The organism is Streptomyces sp. OZ13, assembly GCF_052068155.1.
Taxonomy (GTDB): Bacteria; Actinomycetota; Actinomycetes; order Streptomycetales; family Streptomycetaceae; genus Streptomyces.
In genome coordinates this window covers 544,985-557,709 of record NZ_JBQHCZ010000005.1, presented here as the reverse complement: position 1 = coordinate 557,709, position 12,725 = coordinate 544,985, and the positions used below count along the sequence as shown (strand labels likewise).

Here is a 12,725-nt window from a genome sequence, read left to right as displayed (position 1 = left end):
GCAAGGGGCGGTACGGACCCGGTGGTCCGTACCGCCCCTGCGCGTTCCGCCGCTACTTCAGGGCCAGCACCAGCGCGTCCGACGGTGACGCCCACACCGGGCGCGCCTCGGCGAAGCCCGCCGCCCGCAGGGCCTCGGCGTGCCACTGGGCGGAGGGGGTGTCACCGTCGGCGTGCTCGCCGTAGATGCGGAACCGCTCCGCGGTCGGCTCGGCGAGGACCGGGTCCTCGGCGGCGAGCGCCCACCACTCGGCCCAGTCGAGGGCGCCGGCCGCCCTGGCTCGTTCCATGCCCGCGTGCCGGTGCGCGCGCTCGGCGGCGTTGATGCGGGGCGTGGAGGCGTCCTTCATGTGGTCGGCGTTCATGAAGACGCCGCCGTCGCGGACGAGGGTGCCGATCTGCCGGTAGAGCGCGGCCAGCGGTTCGCTGTGGAGCCAGTGCAGCGCGGTGGCGGTGAGCACCGCGTCGTACGAGGTGTGCGGCAGGGACGTGGTCCAGGCGGGGTCCTTGAGGTCGGCGGTGACGAACGAGACGCGCTCGTCACCCGCGAAGTGGCCACGGGCGATGGTCAGCAGCGCGGGGTCGAGGTCGACCCCGGTGCTGGTGGCCTCCGGGAACCGTCCCAGGAGCCGGTCCGTGATACTTCCCGTACCGCAGGCGAGGTCGAGGACTCTCGGCTTGGGGCCGACCGTGGCCTCGACCATGTCCAGCATCACCCGGAACCGCTCCTCGCGGTCGGGCATGTACCACTCCTGCTGGCGGTCCCAGCTCTCCTGCCAGGCCCGCCAGTCGGTGCCCGCCGTCGTGCCCCTGTCCGTCCCGCCCACCGGAAGCCTCCTGTCCGTAATACCCTCGATTGATAAGCAGCCGTTACCCTCACCCTAGAACGCCGCTGTAAGGACTACAAGTGGAACTGGCCTATTACTCGGACTACGCCGTACGGCTGGTCAACACCGAGGAGCCGGCTCGCAACAAGGACTCCCTCACCTCGGTCGAAGCCGTCCGCGAGCTCTTCGGCGCGTCGTCCCAGGCCGCCCGCCGCGCCACCGACTCGGACGTCACCCGCTTCCGCTCGGTACGGGGCCGGCTGCGCGCGGTCTTCGCCGCGGCCGACGCGGGTGAGGAGACCCAGGCCGTCGACCTGCTCAACTCCCTGCTGCTGGAGTTCCCCGTCAGCCCGCAGATCTCGGGGCACGACCACCGGGACGAGGACGGCCGCCCCAAGTGGCACATGCACCTCGCCGACCACCCTTCGAACGCGACCGCGGGTTATGCCGCGATCGCCGCGATGGGACTGGCATTCCATCTGACCGAGTACGGCGTCGACCGCCTCGGCCTCTGCCAGGCGGCGCCCTGCCGCAATGCCTACCTGGACACGTCCACGAACCGCTCGCGCCGCTACTGCTCCGACCGCTGCGCGACCCGCGCCAACGTGGCCGCCTACCGGGCGCGCAAGCGCCTGGAGAGCGAGCGGTCCGGGCCCACCGGCCGCACCGCGGAGACCAGCCAGGAGACGACCCCCGTCACGGACCGCTGATCCCGGCCGAGCGGACGGAAGCGGCTGCGCACCCGGCCGAGCAGCAGCTCGGGCGGCACCACCCCGAAGACCCGGCTGTCGCCGTCGGCGCCGGGGTTGTCGCCGAGCACCCACCAGCCCCCGTCGCGCCGTTCGGCCAGCCGTTTGACGATGAGGAGATCCTGCTGGAGCGGATGGCGGAGCACCGCCACGTCGCCGACGCGCAGCAAGGCGCGGTAGTCGACCAGCAGCTGGTCCCCGTGCACCAGCGTCGGAACCATCGACGGCCCGGTCACCTCGGCGACCCCGAACCGGGCCCTCGGCTCCCGCCCCTGTTCAGTCATCAGCCACCTCCGACTCCCACTGTATGTTCGGCCACCGGCCCGGCTCGGACCCCGGACTTTTGACCTAAGCCCATGGGGGCACCCGCCAAAACGGGTTCCTCACGGAGTAATGTCCCACCTGAGAAGACGATCACGAGGAAGGACAGCTCAATGCTCTCCCGCCTGTTTGCCCCCAAGGTGAAGGTCAGCGCCCACTGCGACCTGCCTTGCGGTGTCTACGACCCGGCCCAGGCCCGCATCGAGGCGGAGTCGGTCAAGGCCGTCCAGGAGAAGTACCAGGCCAACGAGGACCCGCACTTCCGCGCCCGCGCCACGGTCATCAAGGAGCAGCGCGCGGAGCTCGCCAAGCACCACGTCTCGGTGCTCTGGAGCGACTACTTCAAGCCGCCGCACTTCGAGAAGTACCCGGAGCTGCACCAGCTCATCAACGACACCCTGAAGGCGCTCTCCGCCGCCAAGGCGTCCACGGACCCGGCGACCGGCCAGAAGGCCCTCGACTACATCGCCCAGATCGACAAGATCTTCTGGGAGACCAAGAAGGCCTGACCTCGCGTCAGCTTCCGCACCCGGCCCGCGGGGCTCCTCGTCCGGAGCTCCGCGGGCCGGGTGCGTCCGTCGAGGCGGCAAATGGACGTGTCGCCTCCGGTTGCCGAGGTGTCGCAAGGAGGAGCCATCGAGCTTCGGGAACAGTCCACGGCCGAGGGGCCCCCGGCCGTGCCCCCCGCGTCGGTCGGCGAGCAGCCCGCACCGGCGGACCGGTCCGGCCGGGCGCACTCCTTCCTCGCCCCGGCCGCCCTCGCCCTGGCCCTCGGCCTGTGGGGCATCACCCGGCAGGGGACGATGTGGCGCGACGAGTCCGTCACCTACCAGGTCGCGCACCGGAGCCTCCCGGAGATCTGGCAGCTCCTCCAGAACGCCGATGCCGTCCACGGCCTCTACTACTTCCTGATGCACGGCCTCTTCACCCTCTGGGACGACGGCCTCGTCACCCTCCGGCTGCCGTCCGTGCTGGCCGTGGCCGTGGCCGCCGGGCTGGTGGGACTGACCGGGTGCCGCATCGCCGGGCGCAGGGCGGGCCTGCTCAGCGGCCTGGTCTTCGCGCTCACCCCCGAGGTGCAGATGTACGCCCAGGAGGGGCGCTCCTACGCGCTCGTCTGCGCGCTCGTCGCACTGGGCACCTATCTGCTCCTGCGCTGTCTGACCGAACCGTCCCGCCGCCTGTGGATCCTCTACGGGCTCTCCCTGCTCGCCGCGAGCTGGCTCCACGAGTTCGCGGTCCTGGCGCTGCCCGCACACGGCATCACCGTGCTCGTTCGCCGCGCGGACCGGCCCGTCCGGCGCGCATGGGCGGTGGCGGCGGCCTCCGTTGCCGCCGGCCTGGTCCCGCTGATCCTGCTCAGCGCGGGCCAGTCCGGCCAGGTGTCGTGGATCAGCGGCCCGAAGCCCAGGGAGTGGCTGGAGATCACGGGCGTGGCCGTGGTGGCCGTGCTCTGCGCCAGGTACCCCGCCGCCGACCGCAGACCTCTCCTCCTGCCGCGTCTCGCCCTGCCCCTCGCGGTGCTCCCGACGGCCCTGCTGCTGCTGTCGGCGGTCCATGAGCCCATGTACGTGGACCGGTACGTCCTCTTCACCGACATCGGTTTCGCCCTGCTCGTCGGCACCTCTCTGAGCGCGCTCGTCACGGCCGCCTCCCGGCGTGGACCGCTCCGCGCCCGGCTTCCCCGGGCCACGGTCCTGACGGCGGCGGCGCTCGCGGCCGTGCTCGCGCTCACCCCGGTGACGCTGCAGATGCGGACCCCGGACAGCAGGAAGGACGACGTGACGGCGGTCGCCGAGGAGGTCCGGCGCGTCTCCGCCCCCGGCGATGGGGTCGTATTCGCGCCCTCACGCCGGCGCGAGTGGAGGCTTTCCCACCCGGACGAGTACGGCGGTCTCGTCGACCTCGCGCTCCGAACGACGCCCCAGGCCTCCGCGTCCCTCCAGGGCGAGGAACTCCCCGCTTCCAAGATCCGCGCCCGCATGCTGTCGATGGACCGGATCGTGGTGCTGAGCGACCCGCCGGGCCAGCCGGAGGACACGGTGCCGCAGGAGGCGGTCAAACGCGAAGTTCTGCGCACCCACTTCCACGAGTGCTCCCGCACCCAGGTCAAGGGCGCTCAGGTGACCCTCTACGCCCGCGACGGGGAGTGCCCGGGCGCGCGCGGGAACTGACGGCCTGACAGCCGCGGGCGCCCCCTCACCTCCCGCGCCGTATCAGGCTGCCGGCAGCGGGGCCGGTTCCGCCCGCGTCAGGAGGGGGCTCTTGTGGCGGAGCAGCCATTGCCGGTAGGCGGCCGCCCGCAGGGCCGCCTCGCGGTAGGCGGCGGTCAGGTCCGCGTACACCGATTCGTACAGCTCGCCCGAGGGCCCGGGTCTGGAGAAGAGCAGGAGGCGGACGGCGAGGGGGTCGCCGCGGAGCGGGCGGACGGCCATGTCCTCGCGGGGCATGGAGGTCGGCTGGCAGGGCGCGACGACCTCGCCGACCGCGATCAGGGAGGCGGCGGTGTGATAGTCGCCGTGCAGGACGGGCGGGTCGATCCCGGCGGCGCCCAGTACCCGCCGCAGCCCGTCCCACTCCCCGTCCACCGTCGGGTCGACCATCCAGCGGTCATGGGCCAGATCAGCGAGATCCACGACGGGGGCGGCAGCGGCGGGATGGTCCCGTGCCAGGGAGACGAACTGCGGCTCCCGCTCCACCAGTACCCGCACGCACAGTCCGTCCGGCACCAGTAACGGGCACCCCTCCACCTCGTGCACGAAGGCGACGTCGAGCTGACCGGCGGCGACCATCCGCAGCAGGGCGTTGGCGGACACGTCCATGTGGAGCGAGATCTCGGTGCCCGGCAGCCGGCCCCGCAGGCGGCGCAGCCAGCCGGCGAGCGCCCGGCTGGCGGTCGACCCGATGCGCAGCAGCGGACCGCCCTCGCCGGCCGCGGCGGCCCTCGCCTCCACGACGAGCGCGCCCATCTCCGCGACGAGCGGCCGCGCCCGGCTCAGTACGGAACGGCCGAACGGGGTCGGCCGGCAGCCGGTGCGCTCCCGTGAGAAGAGTGCCGCCCCCAGGAAGTTCTCGATACGGCGCAGTTGTGTCGTCAGGGACGGCTGGCTGACACCGAGCTGCCGGGCGGCTTTGTGCAGGCTGCCGGTGTCGGCTATGGCGCACAGCGCACGCAGGTGCCTCACCTCGAGCTCCATGCTCCCGAGCGTAGAGCTGCACCAACTGCCACACCAGACACCGTAGTCGGGGCAGGACGGGCGGATCGGGACAGGCTGCAGCGGAGTGGGTGATGCGCCCGCGCTATCGCCCCCTGGCATCATCCGCGCGGCGGTGCGCCTCCCCGAGACTTCGGCTACCGAACTTCGTTCATCGGACGAGTAGGAGCCCCCCATGCGTCACACCAGAACGTTATTCTCCGCCGTCGCCGGACTGGGCCTCGCCGCCGCCCTCGGCACCGTGCCCGCCACCGCCGCCAACTCCCCTGCGGCCGCGGTGACATCCTCCTCCGCCTCGTACGCCGCGTACGAAGGCTCCGCCGAGGACGCGAAGGCGACCAGGGCCTTCTTCGACGCCGTCGTTAAGTCGGTCGCGGAAAAGCGCGCGGCGAACCCCGGCGCGCAGGCCGTGACCGTCGTCTACAACGCGAGCAACGCACCCACGTTCCGCACCCAGATAGCGCGCAGCACCCAGATATGGAACGGCTCGGTCAGCAACGTCCGGCTCGTCGAGGGTTCGGGCGCGGACTTCGCCTACTACGAGGGCAACGACTCGCGCGGCTCGTACGCGAGCACCGACGGGCACGGCCGCGGCTACATCTTCCTGGACTACCGGCAGAACCAGCAGTACAACTCCACCCGCGTCACGGCGCATGAGACCGGGCACGTGCTCGGGCTGCCGGACCACTACTCGGGTCCGTGCAGCGAGCTGATGTCGGGCGGCGGCCCCGGCACCTCGTGCCAGAACGCCTACCCGAACTCGGCGGAACGCTCCCGGGTGAACCAGCTCTGGGCGAACGGGCTCGCGGCAGCGATCGCCAAGGTCTCCTGACACCGGAGCCGGCCACCGGGAAGGGGCGCCCCGCAGTGCACGGCGGGGCGCCCTGTCTGCCGCGAGCCGGTGCTCAGGCCTGGGCCGGTTCGCGCCGGCCGAGCTCGGCGCCGGGCGGCAGTTGGCGGCGGATACTGCCGAGCGCGTCGCCGAAGTCCCCGTCCGCGACACCCGCTTCGTACGCCGCGCCGCCGTAGTGCAGCGTCAGATTGAGGTCCGACCGGTCGAGGGGCGGCACTCCTCCGGTGGGCTCACCCAGTGTCAGCAGACAGCTGAGCGTCGCCTGCTGGACCGTGCCGTCCGCGTGAACGGGCAGGGGCATGTCCCATTCAAGGACACAGGAGGCCAGCACCTGGGACGCTCCCGCCGCCCTGAGGGCGGCGAAAGTGGCCCCCTCGTACACAACGCCTCTGATGGATGTGCGCAGTTGGCCGCCGCTCGCCGATATGGTGACCGATTCCGCGCCCTGCCGGTCGCGGTACCAGCCCGCCCAGGCTTCCGTAGACTCCGATGACATGCGCGGACTGTAGCGGTAGGGGCGAGCGGGCCGTGCCGCAGGTGCCCCTCAGGATGTGCCGGTCTGCCTGCCGGACGCGTCGTCGGGTGATTCTCCGGCCGGTCCCGCCGCCGATGCGTCGGAGTCGGATGCGCCGGGTCCACCCGTCTCCTCGGGTCCGCCGGACCGGCCCGGCCCGGCCGGAGGGTCGGCCTTCGCCCCGCCCTCAGGGGGGACATAGAGCGGACAGTCAGGATTGCGGCAGGGACCCGGCTCCCACAACGGGACGTACGTCCCCAGCGTCTTGTGCCGCTTCACCACCGATTCCACGGGTTGCCCGCACGCGGCGCACTTCTGCTGCGGGTCGTGACTCGTACGCGGTACTTCACGTCCTTTGCTGCCCATACGGCCAGAATAAGTCGGTATGGACAGCTCGGACAGCCAAGCCTTTACGGACAGCCACCGGCGGCCGGCCCTCCCATGCCCTGGCCCTCCTCCTTCTTGCGCAAATGCAGATGGGCGAGCGCTGTACCCGACGACTCGGGCGCATACCGGCGCCCGACCGGACCGGAGCCCTGACCACTTCAGGCACTTCAGTGGAAATTGTTGTGCAGTGCTGTGAGCGGCTCAGCGGTTACGGCGGGTGACGAATTCGGCCAAGGAGAGCAGGTCGCCGGCCGCGGCCAGGTCCGGGACGGCTCGGGACAGCTGCCCGACCGCCCGTGACATCCGCTCACCGGCATGTGTCTGGGCCCAGTCCCGCCCTCCGGCCCGTTCGACCGCGTCGGCGGCGCGGCGGACCGCCGACGCGCTCATCGGCCCCCGGTACAGCTCGGCCAGTTCGGCCGCCGCCGCCGTGCCGGAGGCCAGCGCGGCGACCACCGGAAGCGACTTCTTGTGCGCCGCGAGATCCGCGCCGGCCGGTTTGCCCGTCTGCTCGGGGTCGCCCCAGATCCCGATGAGGTCGTCGATGAGCTGGAACGCCAGTCCGGCCTCTCTCCCGAAGGCGTCCATCGCCGCGGCCTGCTCCTCGTCCGCGCCGGCGTACAGGGCTCCGAGGGCACAGGCACAGCCGAGCAGCGCCCCGGTCTTGGCCGTCGCCATGGCGAGGCACTCCTCCAGGGTGACCTCGAGCGGCGGACGTTCCTCGAAGGCGCAGTCGGCCTGCTGGCCCGCACACAGCTCGATGACGCAGGCCGCCAGCCGCACCGACGCGGGGACGGATGCCGCATGCCGGTCCTCCGCGAGGAGCCGCAGCGCGAGCGCCGACATCGCGTCCCCGGCGACGATGGCGTCGGCGGTGCCGAAGACGCTCCACGCCGTGGGCCGGTGCCTGCGGGTGGGGTCCTCATCGATCACGTCGTCGTGCATCAGGGTGAAGTTGTGCGCGAGCTCCACCGCGGCGGCCGCCCGCACGGCCTGCCGCGGGTCACCGCCCAGTGCCCGGCACGCGGCGAGCACCAGTGCCGGCCTGACGGCCTTACCCGTGGAACCGGCGGCCGGGGTGCCGTCGGACCGCTCCCAGCCGAAGTGGTACATGGCGATCCGGCGCATGGATCCGGGCAGCGACGCGATGGCTGAGCGGAGTTCGGGATCGACCGCACTGCGGGTGCGTTCGAGGAGGGCGATGGCCTCTCGGCCGCCGACGGTGTCCGGCATGGTCAACTGGCGTTCCTTTCCCGGTGGTGGCTTCTCCTCGCGGGCGGGGACGCGGCGAGCGGCACCGCGCCCCCGAAGGTCACGTCGCCCCTGGTCAGGTCACCGCCAACGGCTCACCTCGACGTTCTCCAGGACGCCGAGCGCGTCCGGGACGAGCACCGCCGCCGAGTAGTAGGCCGTGACCAGGTACGAGATGATCGCCTGCTCGTCGATGCCCATGAAGCGGACCGACAGACTCGGCTCGATCTCGTCCGGGATGCCGCTCTGCCGGAGGCCGATGACGCCCTGTTCCTCCTCGCCGGTACGCATGCAGATGATCGATGTCGTCCGGGCCTCGGTGACCGGGATCTTGTTGCACGGGAAGATCGGCACGCCGCGCCAGGCGGGCACATGGTGGCCCGCCACCTCCACGCTGTCGGGCACGAGTCCGCGCCTGTTGCACTCGCGGCCGAAGGCGGCGATGGCGCGCGGATGGGCGAGGAAGAGCTTCGAGCCCCGCCGCCGCGAGAGCAGTTCGTCCATGTCGTCCGGGCTCGGCACGCCGTCGTGCGGCTGCAGCCGCTGCCCGTAGTCGCAGTTGTGGAGGAGGCCGAACTCCCGGTTGTTGACGAGTTCGTGCTCCTGCCGCTCGCGCAGCGCCTCGACGGTCAGCCGCAACTGCTGTTCCGTCTGGTTCATCGGCTGGTTGTAGAGGTCCGCGACGCGACTGTGCACCTTGAGCACCGTCTGGGCGACGCTCAGCTCGTACTCCCGCGGCGCGGCGTCGTAGTCCACGTAGGTGTGCGGCACGACCGCCTCGCCGACATGGCCGGCCGAGAGGTCGATCGCCGCTTCGCCGTACTTGTTGGTGCGCTGGTGGGGCAGCGCCGCGAGGCTCGCCAGGTGCGCCCGCAGCGACTCCGCCCGGTCCGCCAGGTTGAGCACGTCGTCCCTCGTGAGCACGAGGACCGTGCAGGCGGTCGCGGCGCGGGCGGTGTACTGCCAGACCGCTTCCCGGTCCACCAGCGACTGGTCGCCGAAGTAGGCCCCGTCGGCGAGGACTTCGACGACCGCCTCGTCCCCGTACGGTCCCTCCCCCACCTTCTCCACCCTGCCGTGCGCCAGCAGGAAGATCCGGTCCGCCGGCTGGCCGCCGGTCGCCAGCACGTCTCCCGCAGCGAACTCACGCTGTTCGCACCGCCGCGCCAGCTCCGTCAGCGCCGCTTCGTCGTCGAAGTCCCGCAGCGCCGGAAGCTCCCCCAGTTCGGCGGGGATCACGGCGACACGGTCGCCGGTCTGGACGAACGTCACCCGGCCGTCGCCGACCGAGTAGCTGAGGCGGCGGTTCACCCGGTACGTACCACCCTGCACCTGCACCCACGGCAGCATGCGCAGCAGCCAGCGGGAGGTGATCTCCTGCATCTGCGGAACGGACTTGGTGGTGGTCGCGAGATTCCGTGCGGCAGCGGTACCGAGACTCTGTTGGGGTGCCTGGTCGCGCATGTCCTCGCCGACGGAACCAACCGAACCAACCGTCATGAGACTCCCTCTCGATCATGTCCTGACCTGCGAAAGCAAGCCTCCCAGTGCGCTGTGTGAGTACGCCATTACACAAATGAGTGTGACTGGATCACCGCGGACCGGGGCAGGAGCCGGGCTCGTTCACACATCCCGCCAGAATGGGTTCATGTCCGAAAGAACATCGTCCGATCCGGTGGCCGAGCTGCGGCCCCGGCTGCCGTCGCCGCTTCAGCCGGTCGAGGACGAGCGCTTCTCCCGGCACGGCGTACGGCTGCTCCTCAAGCGTGACGACCTGATCCATCCGGACCTGCCGGGCAACAAGTGGCGCAAGCTGGCACCGAACCTGCGGTCGGCGGCGGGCCGGCCGGTGCTGACCTTCGGCGGCGCGTACTCCAACCATCTGCGCGCCACAGCCGCCGCGGGCCGGCTGCTCGACTTCCGCACGATCGGCGTCGTCCGCGGTGACGAGCTCGCCGGCCGCCCGCTGAACCCGTCACTTGCCCGGTGCGCCGCGGACGGCATGCGCCTGCTGTTCGTCGACCGTGCCACCTATCGCGCCAAGGACGACCCGGGCACACTCGCCCGGATCCTCCGGACGGCGGCGCCGGACGACGTGTACGTGGTCCCCGAGGGCGGCAGCAACGCAGCGGCCGCCGCGGGCTGCGCCGGACTCGGCCGCGAGCTGCGCGGCCTCGCCGACGTGGTGGCCGTCGCCTGCGGCACCGGCGGCACCCTCGCCGGGCTGGCGGCCGGACTCGGCGACGGGCAGCGGGCCCTCGGCGTCCCGGTACTGAAGGGCGGGTTCCTCGGCGCGACGGTCCGTGCCCTTCAGGAAGAGGCCTTCGGCGGCCCCTCCGGCAACTGGTCCCTGGACGAACGCTTCCACTTCGGCGGGTACGCCCGTACCACTCCTGAACTCGAGGCGTTCGCGGCCGCATTCGGCGCTCGCCACGGCCTTCCCGTGGAGCGCGTCTACGTCGCGAAACTGCTCAACGCACTCGTGGAACTCGCCGCGGAGGGGGCCTTCCCGCCCGGCACGACGGTCGCCGCCGTCATCACCGGACAGGAGGACGGGCGGGGAACCGGCGTCGCCGGGTGACGGCTCAGGCGGTTTCCTCGCGGTAGGCTGCCGCCTCTTCCAGGTCGAGCCTGCGCAGCAGTTTGCGCAGCATCTCGTCGTCGATGACCCGCTGGTTCCGCAGGTCCACGAACACGTCCCGTTCCGCCGCGATCATTTCCCTCGCGAGCCGTCGGTAGGTGTCGTCGGCCGATTCGCCGGTCGTCTCGTCCACCGAACCGAGCCTCTCCCACACCGAGTTCCTGCGGCGTTCCAGCACCGTGCGCAGCCGCTGCTCCAGGGGTTGCGGCAGCCTGTTGCGTTCGTCCGCGAGCAGCTCCTCCAGCCGCCGCTCCGCCGCCGCGGACGCCTGGCTCTGCGCCTGGGCCTCCGCGAGGGTCTCGGCCTGGACGTCGCGGCCGGGGATCTTCAGCGCACGGATCAGTGGCGGCAGCGTCAGTCCCTGCACGACCAGAGTTCCGATCACGGTGGTGAAAGTGAGGAACAGGACCAGGTTGCGGGCCGGGAAGTCCGCTCCGTCGGACGTCGTCAGCGGGATGGAGAAGGCGATGGCGAGCGAGACGACACCGCGCATGCCGGCCCAGCCGACGATCAGCGGCGCCGCCCGACCGGGGTCCGGCTCACGTTCCCTGATCCGCCGGAACAGCATGCGCGGCAGGAACGTCGCCGGATAGACCCAGACGAACCGCACCACCACCACGGCGAGGAACACCCCTGCCGCGTACCAGAGGGACTCCCCCACGCCGTAGTCGCCCAGTTCCCCCACCACGATCGCCAGTTGCAGCCCGATCAGCGCGAAGACGGTGGACTCGAGGACGAACGCGACCATCTTCCAGACGGCCTCCTCCTGGAGCCGGGTCGCGAAGTCGACCTGGTACGCGTGGTGGCCCAGGTAGAGCGCGACGACGACCACGGCCAGGACTCCGGAGGCGTGGACCTGCTCGGCGGCGGCGTAGGCGATGAACGGGATGAGCAGCGACAGGATGTTCTGCAGCAGCGCTTCCTTCAGGTGCTTGCGCAGCCAGTGGATCGGGATCATCAGCGCCAGACCGACGCCGACCCCGCCGACGGAGGCCAGCGCGAACTCCGCCAACCCTTCGCCCCAGCTGGTGCCGGCTCCGATCGCGGCCGCGAGGGCGACCTTGAAGGCGGTGATCGCGGTGGCATCGTTCACCAAGGATTCACCTTGGAGGATCGTGGTGATCCGGGTGGGCAGGCCGAGCCTGCGCGCGATGGCCGTCGCGGCGACGGCGTCCGGCGGCGCGATCACCGCACCGAGCACCAGGGCCGTCGCCAGGGGCAGATCCGGCACCAGCAGATAGGCGAGGCAGCCGACCGCCACCGTCGCGAACAGGACATAGCCCACGGACAGCAGCGCGACGGGACGGATGTTGGCCCGCAGGTCGAGGTACGAACTGTCCAGCGCGGCGAGGTGCAGCAGCGGCGGCAGTACCAGCGGCAGCACGATGTGGGGGTCGAGGTGGTACTCGGGAACTCCCGGCACGTACGAGGCGGCCAGCCCGGCCGCCACCAGCAGCAGCGGCGCCGGGACCGGTGTCCTCCGGGCCGCCCCGGCCACCGCCGCGCTCACCGCGATCAGTCCCACCAGCGGCAATGCTTCCATCACACCGACCTCACGTCCGTCGTCCCCGTCGTAATCTGGCAATCATGAGCGAGTGCCCCCACGTAGCAGAACTGCCGCGCCCCGAACCGGCGCCGCTGACCGACACGTGTCCGGAATGCCTGGCCGTCGGGAGCCACCCGGTCCAGCTGAGACTCTGCCTGGCTTGTGGGCACGTGGGCTGCTGCGACTCCTCGCCGATGCGGCACGCGAGCGCGCACTTCCGCGAGACGGGGCACGCGGTGATGCGCAGTTTCGAGCCGGGACAGGTGTGGCGGTGGTGCTTCGTCGACGGTTCGATCGTCTGACGCCTGGGTACGTCAACCATCCGCCGCCCCCTCTCAATTGGGCGGCGCAGACCTCTAGCCACTGTGTGTACTCATGGGCTTACATTGAGTGACACTTGTAGGCATGGGGGTCCTGGCGAC

General features: G+C 71.3%; 13 protein-coding genes. 6 read left to right on the top strand and 7 right to left on the bottom strand.

Annotated elements, in window-relative coordinates; genetic code table 11:
- Positions 1 to 52: 52 nt before the first annotated feature.
- Positions 53 to 742: a class I SAM-dependent methyltransferase gene (locus tag ACTMTU_RS15995; protein ID WP_441264240.1), complete on the bottom strand. Its 690-nt coding sequence runs from the start codon at positions 740 to 742 to the stop codon at positions 53 to 55.
- Between the two features lie 164 nt (positions 743 to 906).
- Here ACTMTU_RS15995 and ACTMTU_RS15990 point away from each other — a divergent pair, with 164 nt between their 5' ends.
- Positions 907 to 1,536, top strand: a complete 630-nt coding sequence (locus ACTMTU_RS15990; protein ID WP_005312054.1) for a CGNR zinc finger domain-containing protein — start codon at positions 907 to 909, stop codon at positions 1,534 to 1,536.
- On the opposite strand, the gene sodX is transcribed toward ACTMTU_RS15990, so the two are convergent.
- Positions 1,440 to 1,859 (bottom strand): nickel-type superoxide dismutase maturation protease, encoded by a 420-nt coding sequence (sodX, locus tag ACTMTU_RS15985; protein WP_441264131.1) that lies wholly within the window; start codon positions 1,857 to 1,859, stop codon positions 1,440 to 1,442. The two genes, ACTMTU_RS15990 and sodX, sit on opposite strands and share 97 nt — an antisense overlap.
- A gap of 150 nt (positions 1,860 to 2,009) precedes the next feature.
- On the opposite strand from sodX, the gene sodN reads away from it, so the two are divergent.
- Together sodN and ACTMTU_RS15975 are read left to right on the top strand one after the other, a co-directional pair.
- Positions 2,010 to 2,405 carry a superoxide dismutase, Ni gene (sodN, locus tag ACTMTU_RS15980; RefSeq protein ID WP_189893600.1) on the top strand — a complete coding sequence of 132 codons (396 nt, stop codon included), beginning with the start codon at positions 2,010 to 2,012 and terminating at the stop codon, positions 2,403 to 2,405.
- 168 nt (positions 2,406 to 2,573) lie between these two features.
- The gene (locus tag ACTMTU_RS15975) at positions 2,574 to 4,070 is read left to right on the top strand and encodes a glycosyltransferase family 39 protein (RefSeq protein ID WP_441264130.1); all 1,497 of its coding nucleotides are present in this window, start codon (positions 2,574 to 2,576) and stop codon (positions 4,068 to 4,070) included.
- A gap of 42 nt (positions 4,071 to 4,112) precedes the next feature.
- On the opposite strand, the gene ACTMTU_RS15970 is transcribed toward ACTMTU_RS15975, so the two are convergent.
- Complete coding sequence (locus ACTMTU_RS15970; RefSeq protein WP_441264129.1) at positions 4,113 to 5,093, bottom strand: LysR family transcriptional regulator; 981 nt, start codon at positions 5,091 to 5,093, stop codon at positions 4,113 to 4,115.
- Between the two features lie 193 nt (positions 5,094 to 5,286).
- Here ACTMTU_RS15970 and snpA point away from each other — a divergent pair, with 193 nt between their 5' ends.
- A complete protein-coding gene (snpA, locus tag ACTMTU_RS15965; protein WP_441264128.1) occupies positions 5,287 to 5,943 on the top strand; it encodes a snapalysin in 657 nt (218 codons plus the stop codon).
- Between the two features lie 73 nt (positions 5,944 to 6,016).
- Here the strand turns inward: snpA and ACTMTU_RS15960 are convergent, their stop codons facing one another.
- From ACTMTU_RS15960 to ACTMTU_RS15950, 3 genes are all read right to left on the bottom strand, one after another.
- Positions 6,017 to 6,460, bottom strand: a complete 444-nt coding sequence (locus ACTMTU_RS15960) for a DUF6304 family protein (RefSeq protein WP_441264127.1) — start codon at positions 6,458 to 6,460, stop codon at positions 6,017 to 6,019.
- Positions 6,461 to 7,066: 606 nt separating this feature from the next.
- On the bottom strand, positions 7,067 to 8,098 hold the full coding sequence (locus ACTMTU_RS15955) for a family 2 encapsulin nanocompartment cargo protein polyprenyl transferase (RefSeq protein ID WP_441264239.1): 1,032 nt from the start codon (positions 8,096 to 8,098) through the stop codon (positions 7,067 to 7,069).
- A gap of 99 nt (positions 8,099 to 8,197) precedes the next feature.
- On the bottom strand, positions 8,198 to 9,616 hold the full coding sequence (locus tag ACTMTU_RS15950; protein WP_441264126.1) for a family 2B encapsulin nanocompartment shell protein: 1,419 nt from the start codon (positions 9,614 to 9,616) through the stop codon (positions 8,198 to 8,200).
- Between the two features lie 148 nt (positions 9,617 to 9,764).
- On the opposite strand from ACTMTU_RS15950, the gene ACTMTU_RS15945 reads away from it, so the two are divergent.
- Complete coding sequence (locus ACTMTU_RS15945) at positions 9,765 to 10,697, top strand: 1-aminocyclopropane-1-carboxylate deaminase/D-cysteine desulfhydrase (RefSeq protein ID WP_441264125.1); 933 nt, start codon at positions 9,765 to 9,767, stop codon at positions 10,695 to 10,697.
- Between the two features lie 4 nt (positions 10,698 to 10,701).
- On the opposite strand, the gene ACTMTU_RS15940 is transcribed toward ACTMTU_RS15945, so the two are convergent.
- Positions 10,702 to 12,300: a Na+/H+ antiporter gene (locus ACTMTU_RS15940; RefSeq protein WP_441264124.1), complete on the bottom strand. Its 1,599-nt coding sequence runs from the start codon at positions 12,298 to 12,300 to the stop codon at positions 10,702 to 10,704.
- A 44-nt stretch (positions 12,301 to 12,344) separates the two neighbouring features.
- Between ACTMTU_RS15940 and ACTMTU_RS15935 the strand changes: the two genes are divergently transcribed.
- A complete protein-coding gene (locus tag ACTMTU_RS15935) occupies positions 12,345 to 12,605 on the top strand; it encodes a UBP-type zinc finger domain-containing protein (RefSeq protein WP_360041193.1) in 261 nt (86 codons plus the stop codon).
- The last annotated feature ends 120 nt before the right edge of the window (positions 12,606 to 12,725 follow it).

What these genes read in the sequence shown, in the direction of transcription:
- ACTMTU_RS15995 (WP_441264240.1), bottom strand. Translation starts at nt 742, where the DNA reads ATGCCCGACCGCGAGGAGCGGTTCCGGGTGATGCTGGACATGGTCGAG.
- sodX (WP_441264131.1), bottom strand. Translation starts at nt 1,859, where the DNA reads ATGACTGAACAGGGGCGGGAGCCGAGGGCCCGGTTCGGGGTCGCCGAG.
- sodN (WP_189893600.1), top strand. Translation starts at nt 2,010, where the DNA reads ATGCTCTCCCGCCTGTTTGCCCCCAAGGTGAAGGTCAGCGCCCACTGC.
- ACTMTU_RS15970 (WP_441264129.1), bottom strand. Translation starts at nt 5,093, where the DNA reads ATGGAGCTCGAGGTGAGGCACCTGCGTGCGCTGTGCGCCATAGCCGAC.
- snpA (WP_441264128.1), top strand. Translation starts at nt 5,287, where the DNA reads ATGCGTCACACCAGAACGTTATTCTCCGCCGTCGCCGGACTGGGCCTC.
- ACTMTU_RS15960 (WP_441264127.1), bottom strand. Translation starts at nt 6,460, where the DNA reads ATGTCATCGGAGTCTACGGAAGCCTGGGCGGGCTGGTACCGCGACCGG.
- ACTMTU_RS15955 (WP_441264239.1), bottom strand. Translation starts at nt 8,098, where the DNA reads ATGCCGGACACCGTCGGCGGCCGAGAGGCCATCGCCCTCCTCGAACGC.
- ACTMTU_RS15950 (WP_441264126.1), bottom strand. Translation starts at nt 9,616, where the DNA reads ATGACGGTTGGTTCGGTTGGTTCCGTCGGCGAGGACATGCGCGACCAG.
- ACTMTU_RS15945 (WP_441264125.1), top strand. Translation starts at nt 9,765, where the DNA reads ATGTCCGAAAGAACATCGTCCGATCCGGTGGCCGAGCTGCGGCCCCGG.
- ACTMTU_RS15940 (WP_441264124.1), bottom strand. Translation starts at nt 12,300, where the DNA reads ATGGAAGCATTGCCGCTGGTGGGACTGATCGCGGTGAGCGCGGCGGTG.
- ACTMTU_RS15935 (WP_360041193.1), top strand. Translation starts at nt 12,345, where the DNA reads ATGAGCGAGTGCCCCCACGTAGCAGAACTGCCGCGCCCCGAACCGGCG.